Annotated in this window: 15 protein-coding genes; 12 read left to right on the top strand and 3 right to left on the bottom strand. The window is 67.2% G+C overall.

The features are described 5' to 3' along the window. Positions 1 to 17: 17 nt before the first annotated feature. Both ACQP2D_RS16920 and ACQP2D_RS16915 read right to left on the bottom strand, forming a co-directional pair. Positions 18 to 1,652 carry a SulP family inorganic anion transporter gene (locus tag ACQP2D_RS16920; RefSeq protein WP_433684643.1) on the bottom strand — a complete coding sequence of 545 codons (1,635 nt, stop codon included), beginning with the start codon at positions 1,650 to 1,652 and terminating at the stop codon, positions 18 to 20. Positions 1,653 to 1,654: 2 nt separating this feature from the next. Beyond that, positions 1,655 to 3,487, bottom strand: a complete 1,833-nt coding sequence (locus tag ACQP2D_RS16915; protein WP_433684642.1) for a phosphoenolpyruvate carboxykinase (GTP) — start codon at positions 3,485 to 3,487, stop codon at positions 1,655 to 1,657. A 45-nt stretch (positions 3,488 to 3,532) separates the two neighbouring features. On the opposite strand from ACQP2D_RS16915, the gene ACQP2D_RS16910 reads away from it, so the two are divergent. The 12 genes from ACQP2D_RS16910 to ACQP2D_RS16855 all read left to right on the top strand — a co-directional run bounded on the left by ACQP2D_RS16910 (position 3,533) and on the right by ACQP2D_RS16855 (position 13,547). Further along, positions 3,533 to 3,697: a hypothetical protein gene (locus tag ACQP2D_RS16910; RefSeq protein WP_433684641.1), complete on the top strand. Its 165-nt coding sequence runs from the start codon at positions 3,533 to 3,535 to the stop codon at positions 3,695 to 3,697. A gap of 131 nt (positions 3,698 to 3,828) precedes the next feature. Continuing rightward, positions 3,829 to 4,212, top strand: coding sequence for a DUF5313 family protein (locus ACQP2D_RS16905; protein ID WP_433685679.1), 384 nt, complete (start codon positions 3,829 to 3,831; stop codon positions 4,210 to 4,212). Between the two features lie 92 nt (positions 4,213 to 4,304). Then, positions 4,305 to 5,111, top strand: coding sequence for an alpha/beta fold hydrolase (locus ACQP2D_RS16900; protein ID WP_433684640.1), 807 nt, complete (start codon positions 4,305 to 4,307; stop codon positions 5,109 to 5,111). A 480-nt stretch (positions 5,112 to 5,591) separates the two neighbouring features. Further along, on the top strand, positions 5,592 to 6,173 hold the full coding sequence (locus tag ACQP2D_RS16895; RefSeq protein ID WP_433684639.1) for a hypothetical protein: 582 nt from the start codon (positions 5,592 to 5,594) through the stop codon (positions 6,171 to 6,173). Next, positions 6,160 to 7,899, top strand: a complete 1,740-nt coding sequence (gene polX, locus ACQP2D_RS16890) for a DNA polymerase/3'-5' exonuclease PolX (RefSeq protein ID WP_433684638.1) — start codon at positions 6,160 to 6,162, stop codon at positions 7,897 to 7,899. Before ACQP2D_RS16895 ends, polX begins: the two co-directional genes overlap by 14 nt. A 90-nt stretch (positions 7,900 to 7,989) precedes the next feature. Next, positions 7,990 to 8,763: an ABC transporter permease gene (locus ACQP2D_RS16885; RefSeq protein WP_433684637.1), complete on the top strand. Its 774-nt coding sequence runs from the start codon at positions 7,990 to 7,992 to the stop codon at positions 8,761 to 8,763. Positions 8,764 to 9,107: 344 nt separating this feature from the next. Then, complete coding sequence (locus ACQP2D_RS16880) at positions 9,108 to 9,443, top strand: hypothetical protein (RefSeq protein ID WP_433684636.1); 336 nt, start codon at positions 9,108 to 9,110, stop codon at positions 9,441 to 9,443. A 37-nt stretch (positions 9,444 to 9,480) separates the two neighbouring features. Next, positions 9,481 to 9,987 (top strand): flavodoxin domain-containing protein, encoded by a 507-nt coding sequence (locus tag ACQP2D_RS16875; protein ID WP_433684635.1) that lies wholly within the window; start codon positions 9,481 to 9,483, stop codon positions 9,985 to 9,987. Between the two features lie 118 nt (positions 9,988 to 10,105). Further along, a complete protein-coding gene (locus ACQP2D_RS16870; protein ID WP_433684634.1) occupies positions 10,106 to 10,660 on the top strand; it encodes a flavodoxin domain-containing protein in 555 nt (184 codons plus the stop codon). 454 nt (positions 10,661 to 11,114) lie between these two features. Continuing rightward, positions 11,115 to 11,369 carry a hypothetical protein gene (locus ACQP2D_RS16865; RefSeq protein ID WP_433684633.1) on the top strand — a complete coding sequence of 85 codons (255 nt, stop codon included), beginning with the start codon at positions 11,115 to 11,117 and terminating at the stop codon, positions 11,367 to 11,369. A gap of 357 nt (positions 11,370 to 11,726) precedes the next feature. Then, a complete protein-coding gene (locus ACQP2D_RS16860) occupies positions 11,727 to 12,644 on the top strand; it encodes a universal stress protein (RefSeq protein WP_433684632.1) in 918 nt (305 codons plus the stop codon). 33 nt (positions 12,645 to 12,677) lie between these two features. Further along, positions 12,678 to 13,547, top strand: a complete 870-nt coding sequence (locus tag ACQP2D_RS16855) for a universal stress protein (RefSeq protein ID WP_433684631.1) — start codon at positions 12,678 to 12,680, stop codon at positions 13,545 to 13,547. A 160-nt stretch (positions 13,548 to 13,707) separates the two neighbouring features. Here the strand turns inward: ACQP2D_RS16855 and ACQP2D_RS16850 are convergent, their stop codons facing one another. Further along, positions 13,708 to 15,969 (bottom strand): heavy metal translocating P-type ATPase, encoded by a 2,262-nt coding sequence (locus ACQP2D_RS16850; RefSeq protein WP_433684630.1) that lies wholly within the window; start codon positions 15,967 to 15,969, stop codon positions 13,708 to 13,710. Between the last annotated feature and the right edge of the window lie 187 nt (positions 15,970 to 16,156).

Below are 16,156 nucleotides of genomic sequence, written 5' to 3'. Positions count from 1 at the left end.
GGTCGGGTAGATCCGCGTTACAGGTTGTGCGACATCGGTATATACCGGCGAGCATGATCGATGGCCTCACGTGTATTCGCGAAGATGCTGTCTTCACCTCCGACGGGTAGCGCGCCAACCGCTGCCAGTCGGCGTCGGTGATCGGCGCGTAGCCCGGACAGCAGCACGGTGATGTGGCGGTGCTCGAGTTTGGTGATGGCGTCCTTGAGCACGAGCGCACCCGTGGTGTCCAGGGCAGTCACCTTCGACATGCGCACAATGACGACCTTGACGTCGGTGACCTCGGCCAGCTCCAGCAAGAACCGGTGTGCGGCGGCGAAGAACAGCGGCCCGTCGATCCGGTAGGCGACGATGTGATCGCGCAGCAGGTCGTGTTCCTCGGCGAGATGGTCGCTCTCATCGAGGGGCACCTGCTCGAGGCGGGCCTCTCGCGCGACCGACCGCAACGCGAGCACGACCGCGAACCCGACACCGACCGCGACTGCGGTGACCAGGTCCAGAGCGACCGTGACACCGAAGGTGACCACCATGATGATCGCGTCGCCACGCGAGGCGCGAGCGATCGCGAGCAGCGACGCGGTTTCCACCATCCGCACCGTGGTCGCGAGCAGCACACCCGCCAGCGCCGCGACCGGGATATCGGCCACCAACGGCGCGGCCAGATAGATGATCGCGGCCAGCAGCACCGCATGGATGAGCGCGGCCAGCCGGGTTCGGGCGCCGGAGCGGACGTTGACCGCGGTGCGGGCGATCGCGCCGGTCGCCGGGACACCACCGAACAGTGGCGCCGCGATATTGGCCAGCCCCTGCCCAAACAGCTCCCGATCCGGATTGTGACGGGTGCCCACGCACATGGAGTCGGCGGCGGTCGCCGACAGCAGCGACTCGAGGGCGGCCAGCGCCGCCACCGCGAGCGCGGGCCCGATCAACGACCCCAATTCGCCCAGGTGCAGAAAACTCAACGAGGGCGCGGGCAGCCCAGAGGGGATGGTCCCGATCCGCGCGAGGTCCAGGTCGACCACGGCGGTGACGATCGTGCCAATGGCGACCGCGACCAGCGCGAACGGCACCTTCGGCAGAAAGCGTCCACCGATGAGGATGACGGCGGCGACCACCAGCGCGGTCACCGGCGTCGCGTAGCTCGGTTCGTCGACAAAGCGGCGCACGGCATCGGCCGCGGACTGCCACACCTTGTCGCCTTCGGCGTGCGCGACGCCCAAGGCGGCCGGAAACTGTTGCAGCGCAATCACGACCGCGATCCCCGCGGTGAACCCCTCGATCACCGGGGCGGGCATGTAGCGCACCGCACGCCCGACGCCCGCCACCGCGAGCACCACAAGCACCACACCCGCCAGCAAGCCGACCGTCAGCACACCGGTCGCGCCGTGCTGATGCACGATCGGCACGAGCACCACCGTCATCGCGCCCGTGGGCCCCGACACCTGAAACCGGGAACCGCCGAACACCGCGGCCAGCGCACCCGCGACCACGGCCGTGGCCAGCCCCGCGGCCGCACCCAGGCCCGAGCTGATCCCGAAGCCGAGCGCCAGCGGCAGCGCCACCAATGCGACGATCAGCCCGGCCAGCAGGTCCGCTCCTGGGGCACGGACGGCGGGCGCCCAGTCCGACCAGGCTGGTAGGAGGCTACGCATGGTCAGCGGGCGCCGAGCAGACGCAACTTCAGCGCAGCGAGCTGCTCGCGCAGCACCTCGGGTAACCGGTTGCCGCCGATGGTGGCGTACCACTCATCGATGGAACGAGTTTCGGCCACCCATTCCTCGGTGTCGACGGCGAGTGCGTCGCCGACCAGCGCGCGGTAGCCCTCACCTAGGCCGTTGAGGTCGAGCGCGTTCTGGGTCGGTACATGTCCGATCGGCGTCCACGACGCGGGCGCGCTGCCGTCGAGGCGTTCCAGCGCCCACTTCAGCACACGGACGTTATCGCCGAAGCCCGGCCAGAGGAATTTGCCGTCTGCGTTGCGACGGAACCAGTTGACCTGGAAGATCTTCGGCAGCTTCGCCGGATCGGCCGCCGCACCCAGCTCGAGCCAGTGCGCGAAGTAGTCCCCGACGTGATAGCCCAGGAACGGCAGCATCGCCATCGGATCGCGCCGCACGACACCGACCTTGCCCGCCGCAGCGGCGGTGGTCTCCGACGACAGCACCGATGCGGTGAACACCCCATGCTCCCAGTCGAAGGATTCGGCGATCAGCGGCACCGTGGTGGCACGGCGGCCGCCGAAGAAGATCGCCGAGATCGGCACGCCCGTTGGGTCGTTCCACTCCGGCGCCACCGACGGGCACTGCTCGATGGGCGTGCAATAACGCGAATTCGGATGCGCCGCAGGGGTACCCGACTCCGGCGTCCAGCTCTGGCCGCGCCAGTCGGTGAGGTGCGCGGGTGGCTGCTCGGTCAGCCCCTCCCACCACACATCGCCGTTGTCGGTGAGCGCGGTATTGGTGAAGATCGAGTTGCCGACATCGATAGTGGCGATCGCGTTGGGGTTTGTTTTCGCGCCAGTACCCGGTGCGACACCGAAGAATCCGGCCTCCGGGTTCACCGCGTAGAGCCGCCCGTCCGCACCGAAGCGCATCCAGGCGATATCGTCGCCGATGGTCTCGGCTTTCCAGCCCGGCAGCGCCGGTTCGAGCATGGCGAGGTTGGTCTTACCGCAGGAGGACGGGAACGCCGCCGCGATGTAGTGCGTCTTGCCTTGCGGGGAGCTGAGTTTCAGGATCAGCATGTGCTCGGCCAGCCACCCCTCGTCGCGGCCGAGCACCGAGGCGATCCGCAGCGCGAAGCACTTCTTGCCGAGCAGGGCATTGCCGCCGTAACCCGAGCCGTAGCTCCAGATGGTGCGGGTCTCCGGGAAGTGGGCGATGTACTTGGTCCTATCGCACGGCCACGGCACATCCTGCTGGCCAGGGCTCAGCGGCGCGCCCACCGAGTGCAGGCACTGCACGAATTCCGTATCGCTGGTGAGCGTTTTCCACACCGGCGCACCAGAGCGAGTCATGATCTGCATCGACACCGCCACATATGCCGAATCGGTGATCTGCACACCATATTTCGGCTCCGCCGCATCCAAAGGCCCCATGCAGAACGCGATCACATACATGGTCCGCCCCGACATCGCGCCACGGAAGTGCTCGGTCATTACCGTTTGCATATCGACCGGGTCCACCCAATTGTTCGTCGGGCCCGCATCCGATTGCTCCTCGGAGCAGATGAAGGTGCGATCCTCCACGCGCGCGACATCCTCCGGATCCGATACGCACCAGAACGAATTCGGCTTCCCTTCGAGCGGGACGAACGTGCCCTTCTCGACCAGCTCCGCGGTCAACCGATCCCACTCATCGCGCGAGCCGTCACACCAGACAACGCGATCCGGCGCGGTCAGCTCGGCCACCTCGGCGACCCACGCAGTGATACCCGGATGATCGGCCGGGGCCGGAGGAACCAAGGTGGACGCAAAGCGATCGGTCACAGGTCTTCTCCTTACGAAACTAACTAGGTGTCTAGTTTAGAAATCATGCAATCAGTTGCCATAGGTGTAGCGGGTGATCGCGCCCACTGCGATCAGCCCTCGCGTTCGCTCGACAGCTCCGAACTCGAATACGTCCGGGGACGACTGAGCGTCTTGGAGAAGTTGGCCTTCATCCGATACCGCAGCGCCCTCGATCCCCACATGTGGTGAACCATCCTCCCGGGGTGTTGAGGTATCGGCGCGGACAACCGATATCCTGGTTGCGAACTTTAGCAAACAGTGCAGCCCCGGTGGACACCGCACGCATGCACAACCACACCAACGACCAGAATGCCGAGCCGATGACCGAGCGCACGTCCCCCACCTTCCGTCAGCGGATCGGCTACATCTGCGGGGCCACGCTGCCCGCGGCGATGTCGGACTGGGTACGCAACGACCTGATCGGACCGGGTGCGGTGCGCCGCTACCTGATGCGGTTCCTGATCCCCGTGATTCCGGTGCTGTGCCTGTTCCTACTGATACCGGGCCCGAAATGGATGGGCGTGGCGATGATGGCGCTGCTGTATCTGCCGCTGATCTATTTCACCCTCGCGCTGATGTATGTCTACCGACGCCACCGTCTGATCAAACATGGCCTCGACCCAACCCTGGCCGAATCCGGCGTCAATCAACAACGCGCCGAGGCCGAGCGCCAAGCCTACGAACACCGCCACGGTCGCGCCTGAATCCGCAACGTTCACCTCTCGATACCACTGCTGAAGTCGCAGCGCCACAACACTGTTCGTCACTCGACGCGCCACGAGACGGAAGAAGGACCATGCCGATCGCCACTCTCAACGGGATCCGACTCAGCTACGAAGTCACTGGGACCGGTCCGCTGGTGCTGCTGGTCATGGGAACCGGAAGTCCGGGTCGGGTCTGGCGCACCTATCAGGTGCCCGCGCTGGTAAATGCGGGGTTCCGGGTCGCGACTGTGGACAACCGCGGGATCGCGCCCTCGGACGAATGCGCCGACGGCTTCGGTATCGACGATCTCGTCGCCGATACCGCAGCGCTGATCGAGCATCTGGGCGGGGGTCGCGCCCATGTGGTCGGCCACTCGATGGGCGCACGGGTCGTGCAGGAACTGGCGCTGGCTCGACCCGGTGTGGTCGCCAAGGCCGTCATGCTCGGGGCCGCGGGACGACCACATCCGCTCTCGCGCACGCTCAACCTCGGCGAACAAGCCTTGTACGACAACGACATCCAGCTGCCCGCGCCCTACGCGGCGGCCATCAAGGCAATGCTGAACCTGTCACCGCACACCCTCAAAGATGAAGCCAAGGCCCAGGAATGGCTCGACATCTTCGAATTCACTACCGGCAAAACGCCACCCGGCGTACGAGCCCAGATCAGCATGGACCGCTCCCGCGACCGCCTGCCCGACTACGCGCGCATCACCGCACCCAGCTTGGTCATCGGATTCGCCGACGACCAGATGACACCCGCTCTCTTCGGCCGCGAGGTCGCCGCCGCCGTCCCCGGCGCGCGTTACGTCGAGATCGAACGCTGCGGACATTACGGCTACCTCGAGCGGCCCGAGGAAGTCAATCGCGTGATCATCGAATTCCTCACCACCGCATAACAACTCACGAAGAGAAACTCGGGGACCGAGACCCTACCGCTCTGTCCCGCCTGCTCGAGTTCGCCGACTGCGACACCGTGACCGTCATCAAAACCCTCGAGTCAAGGGCAGCCCTACCGGCATCGAGGCAGCCACCAAAGTCCGCAACATCCGCCTCGTCAACGATCAAGGCCGTGATGTCGCGATACCGCTGATGCCCTTGGCGTATTTCGCATCGACACCCTCTTCCATGGCGCCGGCGGAGATGACCGAAGTCCTTCCACAGGACCAGCCGCAGCGCCACCATGGTCACCTTGTGCCCGAGGCAGTCGGTGCCCGGCATCGACTACTTTGCCCGGTCGAATCCGGCCGGAGCAGAGTCGGCGGGCCCTGCACCGGGATGACGTAAGTCCTCGCGGTAGGTGCCTGTCGGACCGCGCGAACCGCGTCCGAACCGGACGATGCTGATAGCAGACCGCGTGCCGAGGAGGTGAATACGCCGTGCCCGAGCGATCGGGACCGATCGATGGCGTCGTCGACGACGTGGGTCTGCAGCCGACTGCGCTCGCTGTGCTGGCGCAACGCTACCTGCGCCGCGACGCCGAGGGCCGTATCCGCGAAACTCCCGGGCTTCCGATCGAGGACTCACTGGAGTCGATCTTCGGATCGCTACGCACCAGTGCGCTGCTGCACCAGGCCGGTGCGGGCACCGGATTCTCGTTCTCCCGCCTGCGACCTCGTGGCGATGTGATCGCCTCGAGCGGCGGCATCGCCAGCGGGCCGGTCTCGTTCATCGAGCTGTACGACGCTGCGTCACAGGTGATCCGGCTCGGCGGGCGCCGCCGTGGGGCCAATATGGCGGTCCTCGACGTCCGCCATCCCGATATCGAGGACTTCGTCATGGCCAAGGCCGAGCCCGGACCCCTGGCTACCTTCAACCTCTCGGTGGCGGTCACCGCCGGCCAGGTGCTGCAGCGCACCGATTCCTCCGTTGCGGAGCATATCGACGTGGGCCTCCGCGGCACGGTCGCAGCGCCGGCGCCCGATCGCGAGATGTGCCGAGTCGTCCATGCGCTCGAATGACGTTGCGGCCCAATCGTTATGGGAGATGGCGGATCTGATCGCGATCTCCGGCGGTGATCCGTACCGGGTGCGCTCGTATGAGAAGGCGGCCCGTTCGGTCACGGGGTATCACCTCGACATCGACACCCTCGACCGCAAAGGGCTGATGGCGATTCCGGCGGTCGGCGCACACACCGCCGACCGCCTGCTCGAACTGCGCCGCACCGGCCGGATCGCGGACCTGGAAGAATTGCACGCCCAATTGCCCGCCGGGCTGCGTGCCCTGCTGGGGATTCCGGGACTCGGACCGCGCCGGGCCCAGCAGGTGTACGAGGAGCTGGGCATCTGCTCGATGCCGGAGCTGATGACCGCGCTGCACGACGAACGGCTGCGCACCCTGAAGGGCTGGGGCGAGACCAGCGAACGCAATCTCGCAGAGTCGATCCGCCACATGCAGCAGTCCGGGGGCCGCATCCCGCTGGCGGTCGCACTCGACATCGCCGAGGGTCTCGTCGCCGATCTTGCGGCGCTGCCTCAGGTGAGCCGGGTCGACTACGCCGGGTCGCTGCGCCGCATGCGCGACACCGTCGGCGATATCGACCTACTCGTCGCGGCCGACGACCCGGACACGGTCATGGACCACTTCTGCACGCGGCCGCTGGTCGATCGGATCCTCGCGCACGGCCGCACCAAATCATCGATTGTGACAACCCAGGGCATTCAGGTGGATCTGCGCGTCGTTCCCGCCTCCTCGTGGGGTGCCGCGCTGCTGTATTTCACCGGATCCAAGGCCCACAACATCCACATCCGGAAGCTGGCCGTCCGGGCCGGACTGAAACTGAGCGAATACGGACTCTTCGACGCCGACACCGACCGCCCCTTGGCGGCGGCCACCGAGGCAGAGGTCTACGACGCGCTCGAACTGCCTTGGATTCCGCCGACCCTGCGCGAGGACCGCGGCGAAGTGGAGGCCTCAGCGGCCGGACAGTTGCCCCGACTGGTCGAGGTCACCGACCTGAACGGCGACCTGCATATGCACACCGATCTCACCGATGGCCTGGCCGGCGCCGAGGACATGATCGCCGCCGCGGCACACCACGGCTACCGATACTGCGCCATCACCGATCACGCTCCGCTGCTCGCGATGCAGCGGATGACCCGCCAGAAGGCCCTCGGCCAGCGGCGCGAGCTGCGTGAGATCGCCTCGAGGTACCGGATCGCGGTGCTGCACGGCTCGGAACTGAACATCGCCGCCGACGGCACTCTGGATTGGGATGACGAATTCCTCGCCGGCTTCGACATCCTCATCGCCTCCGTGCATTCCCACTTCGACCAATCACCCGAGGCGATGACCCGCAGGCTCATCACCGCCATCGAACACCCCTGCGTCGATATAATCGGCCACCCCACCACCCGCATCCTCGGCCGCCGGCCACCGATCGAATTCGATGCCGACGCGGTGTTCACCGCCGCCGCCCGGAACGGAACCGCCTTGGAGATCAACGCATTTCCCGACCGGCTCGACCTCGATGACGAACTGATCAGGCGGGCCCGCGAACTCGGCGTCATGTTCGCCATCGACACCGACGCCCACGCTCTCCCCCACTTGGACCACATGCGCTTCGGTGTCGCGACGGCACAACGCGGCTGGGCCGAGCCGGCCCAGGTCATCAACACCTGGCCCCTGCGCCGCCTGCGTGGCTTGCTCGCCAAGGGCGACCGCCGGTTGTCTACGCGGCGGGCGTGATCAGAGACGGTGTAGTGATGCTCATCGTCCTTCACGATATCGGTGGCTGATTCATGTTGTGGCTCTGATGATTTCGTCCTCGAACCGGGTGTGCATCAGCTCGTGGAGCTGTCGGTCGGCGCGAGACGGATCGGCGTGGTTGTCTCGGTGAGCCTGGTGATGGTGTTCGCCGGCCTCCGGGACACCGTCGTCACCTTGATCGATCGCCAGTACGGCCGAATCACGGTGCAGGACGGCGAGATCGCCACCGTTCCCGGCGCGACCGACTCCGTGTTGGCACGCGTTCGGCAAGACCCCGATGTCGCGGTGGCCGAACCCGTCGGCCGCTACGACATTGTCCTCTCCGCAGGAGGGCGGCACTACGACACCCTTGTGATCAGCCTGTCCACCTCGACACAGATGCACCGGTTCACCGCGACATCCGGCTCGAACCAGCTGTCCGACAACGGCTTACTGTTGGGATCCGGGTTGCAGGACAGACTTGGAATCTCGATCGGCGACACGGTCGAGATTTCCGACACGGCGACAGGGCACCGCTTCACCGCGCCGGTGACGGGTTTCGTCGACGAACCGTTATCGCCGGTCGTCTACGTATCGACCGACTCTCTCCGGCAGAGGATCGGACCGGTGCCGGCCACCAGGGTGCTGGTGAAACTTCGCCCCGGCGTGACCGACGAGCAAGCCGTCTCCGACCGGCTTACCGCAATACCCGGAGCGGTTGCGTATGCTGCCGCTCTGCTCGTCCAACTCCCATCACCTACGCCACATCCGCCACATCGACATCGCGCGGATCGTCCGGGAGCGGTCGCTGTGAACCACAGCTGCTCGGATCACCTCCTCATCGACTACCTGCACTGCGAATGAGCGCAGCGCTGGTGCTTGCCGGAACCTCAGCCGCGCCATCAGCCAGGCTGGCCGGGCACCAGCCGACTGCGCTGTAGAGCAGCCGGTTGGCGCCGGAGTGTCGGATCAACGGCGGATGAGTTCTTGACACGGTCGGCACCGGGCTCGGTGCCAAGCGTGGTTCGAGAACCCGATCGGAACCTTCCTGGTTGCGGTATCCGTTGTGCTCAGCCGGGTACGACGGGCCGGGGAGGGGTCATCGGCGGTGACGCTCCACCGACCTGGACGGGGACCAAAGACTCTTGATCGGCGGCCGTGAGCCGCGATTGACTCGGGTATCCCCGGAGGATGTCGAAAGGTATGCCATGGCCGAGAACAGGCTGCACGTCCATGCGGGGAACAACCAGAAGACCCCCGCCGGAACACTGTTTCCCGAATCGTGTGTCGCGCAGGTCTCCGATTCGTCCGGCACCGAAGTCGAAGGTGTCGAGGTGCGTTTCACCCTGCGCGGTTCGGCGGCACCGGTCTTCCTGTCACCGCCCAGCTCCGACGGCATTCGTTGGCACGCCGTGACCAGCTCCGCCGGTCTCGCGGCTGCGATCCCGATCACGCCCTACTTCGCCGGGGCCGTCGAGGTCCACGTGACCGTGGAAATGGTCCCAGGTCCAGACCCTGTCGACAGCCACCTCGTCGCCACCTGATCCAGCACCACACCGCACGCACGGAGAGGAATTCGTCATGACACACGAATCCGTTCTGGTGGCCTACGGTTCCAAACGCGGCGGTACCGCCGAAATCGCGCAATGGATCGGCGACACGCTGCGCGAGGCGCATATCGCGGCGGAGGTGAAGTCCGCCGACGAGGTCCGCTCGCTCAGCGGATATGGCGCAGTGGTGCTCGGCGGTGCGCTCTACTCCGGCCGATGGCATCGCCACGCCCGCGGCTTCGCGCGCCGCTTCGCCCGTCAGCTCAGGGAACGACCCGTCTGGGTCTTCGGCAGCGGACCTCTCGACCACTCGGCCGATCAAGACCCCGACAAGGTCTACGGCGCGCGCACCGTCCGCAAGGCGGCCGATCGGCTCGACGCCCGCAACTACGCGATATTCGGTGGCCGCTTGGAGCGCGACGCGCGCGGCTTCCCGGCATCGGCAATGGCGAAGAAGATGGCCGGCGACTACCGCGACCGGGATGGAATCCAGGCGTGGGCGAACGGCATCGCGGCCCAGCTCGCACACGCGCCATGACACCCCCTGCCGGCGGATTGTCATATTGACAGCCATTTCGCCGGCGGGGCCATTGGTCCCGAGACCACGGGCATCACGGCTCTGACCGGTGAGCCCCAGGCTGCGCCACGCTGAGGGGATGGAATCGAATACGCCTCGGATCGCGGTCATCTACGCGACCGCACAGGGATCCACCCGCGATATCGCCGAGTTCATCGCTGCCGATTTCCGCGCTCGTGGCGCCGAGGTGGAATTGAGCGACGTCGAACACGCACCCGAGTTGTCCCGCTTCCGCGCGATCATCCTCGGTAGCGCGGTGCACAATATGGACTTCTTGCCCGCCGCGACGACTTTCGTCCGAACCCATCGCGAAGCGCTGCGCAACGCCGATGTCTGGATGTTCAGTGTCGGCCTCGGCCCGGCACTACGCGGCCCGATCGGGCGGCTGATCGGTCGCACCGTGCCGAAGAAGATCGCGGCCCTCATCGCGTCGGTCGCCCCGTGGGACTACCGCGCCTTCGCCGGGCATTACGAACGCGCCGGGGTTTCGCCGCGGGCACGCATGCAGTACCGACTGATGGGCGGCGGCCGCTACGGCGATCTGCGCGACTGGAGCGCGATCCGCACCTGGTCGTCGATGATCGCGCAAGCGCTCGGCCTGCCGCAGCCGCAATCGACGGTAATCGCGCCCTGAGCTGAGGTGTACCCGACCTGCCAGGAGGTCCAACGCCACTGCAGCCGCGGCCTTCGACCGTAATGATCGGTGCCGACATCGAGAGACGCTCAGACCCAGAACAATTCGATAGTTCGGCGTCGAACGACCCCGAATTCGCCGAAGGCCGTGTGCGCACGGGCATCACATCGGTCTCGGTCACGCCGGTCGCTGCCCAGCCGCGCGGTCGCCGCAGCGGAACGCCGCTCACTACGGGACTGCACCTTGTCCGGCCAGTAACCCGAACTCCCGAAGATGCGACGGCGGTGTACTTTCCGCCGCTTCGCACGGGGGCATCTCCGCAGATGACCTTGGTCCGATTCCCACAGGACCAACGCCCCTGCCCGCACGGCCCCCGCGCGGGCAGGGTGATCGATGGGCCGCGGCGAAACCGCCCCGCCGCGCCCCGATCTCAACCGACACTGGAGGAAATATCGTGAGCGACAGGACATCCGGCGAGCCGTACCACAGCAAGCCCGGCGAAAGCCTCGCCGACCCGTACAACATCCCCGGCATCGTGGTCTTCATCGCCGGAGTTGTGGGCCTGGCATCCACCCTCACCGCGGCCGGCTATGGATTCGCGGGCTGGACCGCCCTCGGGGCCATCGTCACCGCGCTGTGCTTCATCACCAGCGTCACACTGTTCGTCCTCGAGCACGAACGCCTGCGCCGACTCGCCCGTCGCGAGTGATCGGGCAGTGAAAAGCCCGGAGCCGCTGCGGCACTGGGCTTGCACTGCCCGATCAGTGTGAGCGAACCACGATCATCGGGACCTCAACCGAATGCCGCGGCGCAGCGGGCTGGCGAATCCGCCGGTGCGCGCCGAGCGTGCGGGCCGCAGTTTCAGCATCGACAACGGCGTCCGAAGGTGCCGTACTGCGCTGGTCCGCACCGTTGGCATGACGATGCCGAGGCCGCCTTTACCCGTCGCGGAACCGGCTGGAATCAGCGGCCTTTGGCCCCATGGTTGAGGACCAAGGACCAGCGTGCCGCACTGTGCCGGATTCCTAATCTACGAGTACCTGAACAACATACCCGAAGGACGCGCATGACCACCGAGCACAACGAAGATCCACACCGGCTGGAATCGGCCGCGGTGGTGGTCGGTGTAGACGGCTCCGAAGCCTCCGATCTCGCCGTCCTCTGGGCCGCGGAAACGGCATCTCAGCGGCATCGCCGGTTGGACATCGTGCACGGCCTCGGCCTCGCCGCGACACAAGCCGTCCTCGGAACCTACGAACTCATGGTGCCTGCCGTAACCGATACGATCCGCGACCATGGCACCGACCATGTCGCTGCTGCCCGCAGGCTGGCCCACGACGTCGATCCCGATCTGACCGTGGAATGCGAAGTCTCCGAGGCTGATCCGGCGCGGCTGCTGATCCAGCGGTCCGAGTCGGCGCACCTGGTGGCGATCGGGGCGTCGGGCGATGGCGGAACCATCAGCCACCTCGGCTCAACATTGCTCGCCGTGGCCAGCCACGGCCACGGCGCCATCGTCGTCGTCCGTGACACCGGCACCGAGCAGCAGACCCGACGCGGCGGCCCAGTGGTGGTCGGCGTCGACGGCAGCGAGTTCAGTGAGACCGCCGTTGGCATGGCATTCGCCGAAGCGAGCGACCGCGACTCCGCACTCGTCGCCGTGCACGCGTGGAGCGATCTACGCTTCGACCGATTCGCCGGAATCCCGAGCAGCATCCCCGATCGCGCGGTGGCAGCCGAGGCGGAGAAACTGCTCGCCGAGCAGTTGGCTGGATGGCAGGAGAAATACCCTGACGTCAGGGTAATCCGCAAGGTGTATCTGTCCGGGCCGCGGCATCAGCTCATCGAATGGTCGAAGTCCGCGCAGCTGGTCGTCGTCGGCAGCCGCGGCCGTGGTGGATTCCGTGGACTGCTGCTCGGCTCCACCAGCAACACGCTGATCCAGCGAGCCCATTGCCCGGTCATGGTCGTTCACCCGCACTGAGCGGACTCCTTCTCGCAGAGAACGCGAAAACACATGTCCACCACCGCAAATCCCCCAGTCCTGATCGGCACCGATGGCTCCGCCACCGGCACCGTCGCCGTACGCTGGGCCGCTCTCGACGCAGCCCAGCACGGCGCGCCGCTGCACATCGTCTACGCGATCGGCGCCCCAATCGACTTCGGCCCTGGGATCGCCTTCGCGCAGATGGACTACGACGCGTACCGGGCAGCCGGGGCCGCCGCGATCACTGCCGCAGAAGAAACCGCAAGGGCGGCAACCGATCCCGTACATCCAATAGACATAACAGCATTCGTGGTCGAGGCGCCGCCGATCCCGGTGCTGATCGACCGATCCGAGGACGCGCGACTGCTGGTCGTCGGCACCCGCGGCTTCGGAGCATTCCGTCGCGGCCTACTCGGCTCGGTGAGCACCGCGCTCGCCCGACACGCCCAGTGCCCGGTCGCCGTCATCCCCGAGCACGTCGCACCGCAGCGGGCACGCGGACCGGTAGTGGTCGGCGTCGATGGCTCACCGGGCTCCGCCCACGCGCTCGATGTCGCCTTCGACGAGGCATCCCGACGCCGTGCCGCGCTGGTCGCGGTGCTCACCTGGTCCGAATTCAACCGCTACATCCCGCGTACCGAAATGCAGAACGAGGCAGAGGAACTGCTCGCCCAAACCCTGGCAGGCTATAGCGAGAAGTACCCCGATGTCCGAGTGCAACGCGTGGTTGTCGAGGATCGGCCCGCCAAACGGCTGCTCGCAACCGCCGACCACGCCCAACTGATCGTGGTCGGTAGTCACGGCCACGGCGGCTTCGCGGGCATGACCCTCGGTTCCACCAGCCAAGCCGTCCTGCATGCAGCCGACTGCCCGGTGATCATCGTGCGACCGGCGCGCTGACCAGCAGAAAATACTGTGGCCCTGTGCAATTCGCAGGGTCATCGGCTGCGCCAAGTGTTCGACCCGGTGCTGCTGACTTGTTGCGCCGCATCGCGCGCCGTCGCGACGCAATCCTCGGATTCGTTCCCAGGGCAATGCCCACGGCTACTCCGTACACGCCTCACCCATCGGTGTGCGCCAGGGTGAACAGCGCCTCGTCCTCCTGAGCGAAGTGCAGAGTCAGGATCGCGTCGAGCCCGTAGAGGGTGGCACGGAGGTCTGCGAGCTGGTCCGCGCGCAGGCCGTCCGGGGATTCGGCGAGGTGGCGGCGGATACGGTCGACGAGACGCTCGATCTCGCTGTGTTCCCGGCTCATCGTCACCATTGCTTCGGGGTCGTGCAGGAATTCGGCCAATGCCGGATACAGCTGGGACTCCTCGGCATGCTCATGAGGCAGCAGATACTCGGTCAGCAGTTCCAGGCACCGCCGGACCGCCGCGTCCGCACTCCCAGCGGAGCCGTCCGCTAGCGCATCGGCCGCCTGGCGCACCGAGGCTCGCGCCGACTGCAGCCGGTTGTGCTCGCGCGCGAATCGTGCAACCAACGGATCGATCGCAGCAGTATCGCGATGCGGGCCGATCCGCAAGGCACGCAACGCATTCAGGATCACGGCGATGTCGATACCCTCCTGCACCAGCGCACCCGCCGCAGGCACCAGCAGGCCGAACGCGGCGGCGATCATCGCCAGCAGCGACAACGCCATGCCGACGACGGCGCTCTGCACCGCCAGCCGATGCGAGCGCTGTGCGATGTCGACGGCGTCGGCGAGCCGGTCGATGCGATCGTCCACGATCACCGCGTCGGCCGCCGACACCGCCGCCGTCGATCCGCGCGAGCCGAGTGCGATACCGACGTCCGCGGCGGCCAATGCGGGTGCGTCGTTCACGCCGTCACCCACCATCACTGTCACCCCGTTGCGGCGTTCCGCGTGCACGGCGGCGATCTTGTCGGCCGGATCGGCGTCGGCCCGCACCTCGCTGAGGCCGAGCATGCGCGCCACCTCGGCCGCGTTGTCGACCCGATCGCCGGTGAGCAGCAGCAGCCGCTGCAGGCCGGCGGCCCGCAAACGGCGCATCGTGCGGCCGGCGTCGGGACGGATCCGGTCACGCACCAGCAGGGCGGCGACGGGCACCTCATCGACGGACACCCAGACGATGCTCGCCAGATCAAGCCGTGCACGCCGCAGCGCCGCCTCGGCCCACGGCGCGGGCTCGGTGTGCTCCGGCAGTCGCCCCACCCGCACCCGGCGCCCCTCGACCACACCGGTGGCACCACGCCCGGGCTGTTCGGATACCTCCTCCGCCGCAAGGGGTTTCACACCGCGTTGCCGTGCGGCGCGGGTTACCGCGCAGGCCAGCACGTGCGGGGAGTACCGCTCGACTGCCGCTGCCTGCCGCAGCACCATGTCATCATCGATGCCCGGAGCCATGGCGACGTCGAACACCTCGGGCCGCCCAACAGTTACCGTGCCGGTCTTGTCCATGGCGAGAGTGCGTGCGCGGCCGAGGGTTTCGAGGGCAGCGCCGTCCTTGACGACCACGCCGGCCCGGGCGCTGCGCGACATTCCCGCGGTGACCGCCACCGGGACCGCCAGCAGCAGCGGGCACGGTGTCGCGGTAACGATCACCGCGACGGCCCGGACCGGGTCCGCAGTGACCGCCCACGCCGCGCCAGCGACCGCCAGCGCGATCGGCAGGAACCACACCGCGACACGATCGGCCAGACGAGCGACCGGCGCCCCCGCCGCTGCCGCCTCACGCGCCAGCGTAACGATCCCCGCGTACGTGCTCTGCTCCGCACTCGCCGATGCCCGAATATCAACCGTGGCACCAGCATTCGCCACGCCGCTGCGCACATCGTCACCCGCACGGCGCACCACCGGCGCCGATTCGCCGGTCAGTGCGGATTCGTCGAACACTCCCTCCATGGCGAGTACACCGTCGACCGGAACGGTCTCCCCCGGGAACACAACCACCGTGTCACCGGCGATCACCCCGGCGGCCGGGACCGTATCGACGGAGCCTCCACGACGTAAGTGCGCCTGGACCGGCGCCCGCGCCAGCAGCGCCGACAGATCCCGGCTCGCCCGCCGACCGGCATAGGTGTCCAGCACTCGGCCGGTGGCCACCATCAGCGCGATCAGCGCACCGGCGAAATACTCACCGACCGCGGCGGCGCCGCCCAACGCCACCAAGGCCAGCAGGTCCGCCCCGTATCGTCGCTTCCGCAGATCCCGAACCACCCACACCGCTGCCGGAACCGACGCGGCCACGGTCGCCGCCAACCACAGCCCGTCGGCGACCGGCGCGCTGACCACTCGTGCGATCAGGCCCGCCGCGACCAGCGCACCGATCGACGACAGCAGCGCCACCTCACGAAACATCGGCGTCCCCCGCGTTTCCGGCGTACTCCGACCGGCTGTCGCCTCGGCTTGTCCGACCTCGGACTCCGATGTCCGCCCGCCGATCCGCGCCTGTCCGTGCATCGTCGGGGGGGCTTGCCGATTCCTACGGTTGCGCATCATCGAATCTCATTCCTGCCGACGTGACCCACTCATCGTCACCACGCCC

The organism is Nocardia sp. CA-119907 (assembly GCF_050955995.1).
GTDB lineage: Bacteria > Actinomycetota > Actinomycetes > Mycobacteriales > Mycobacteriaceae > Nocardia.
The sequence above is the reverse complement of the archived record's forward strand: the minus strand, read 5'-3'. Positions and strand labels throughout refer to the sequence as shown.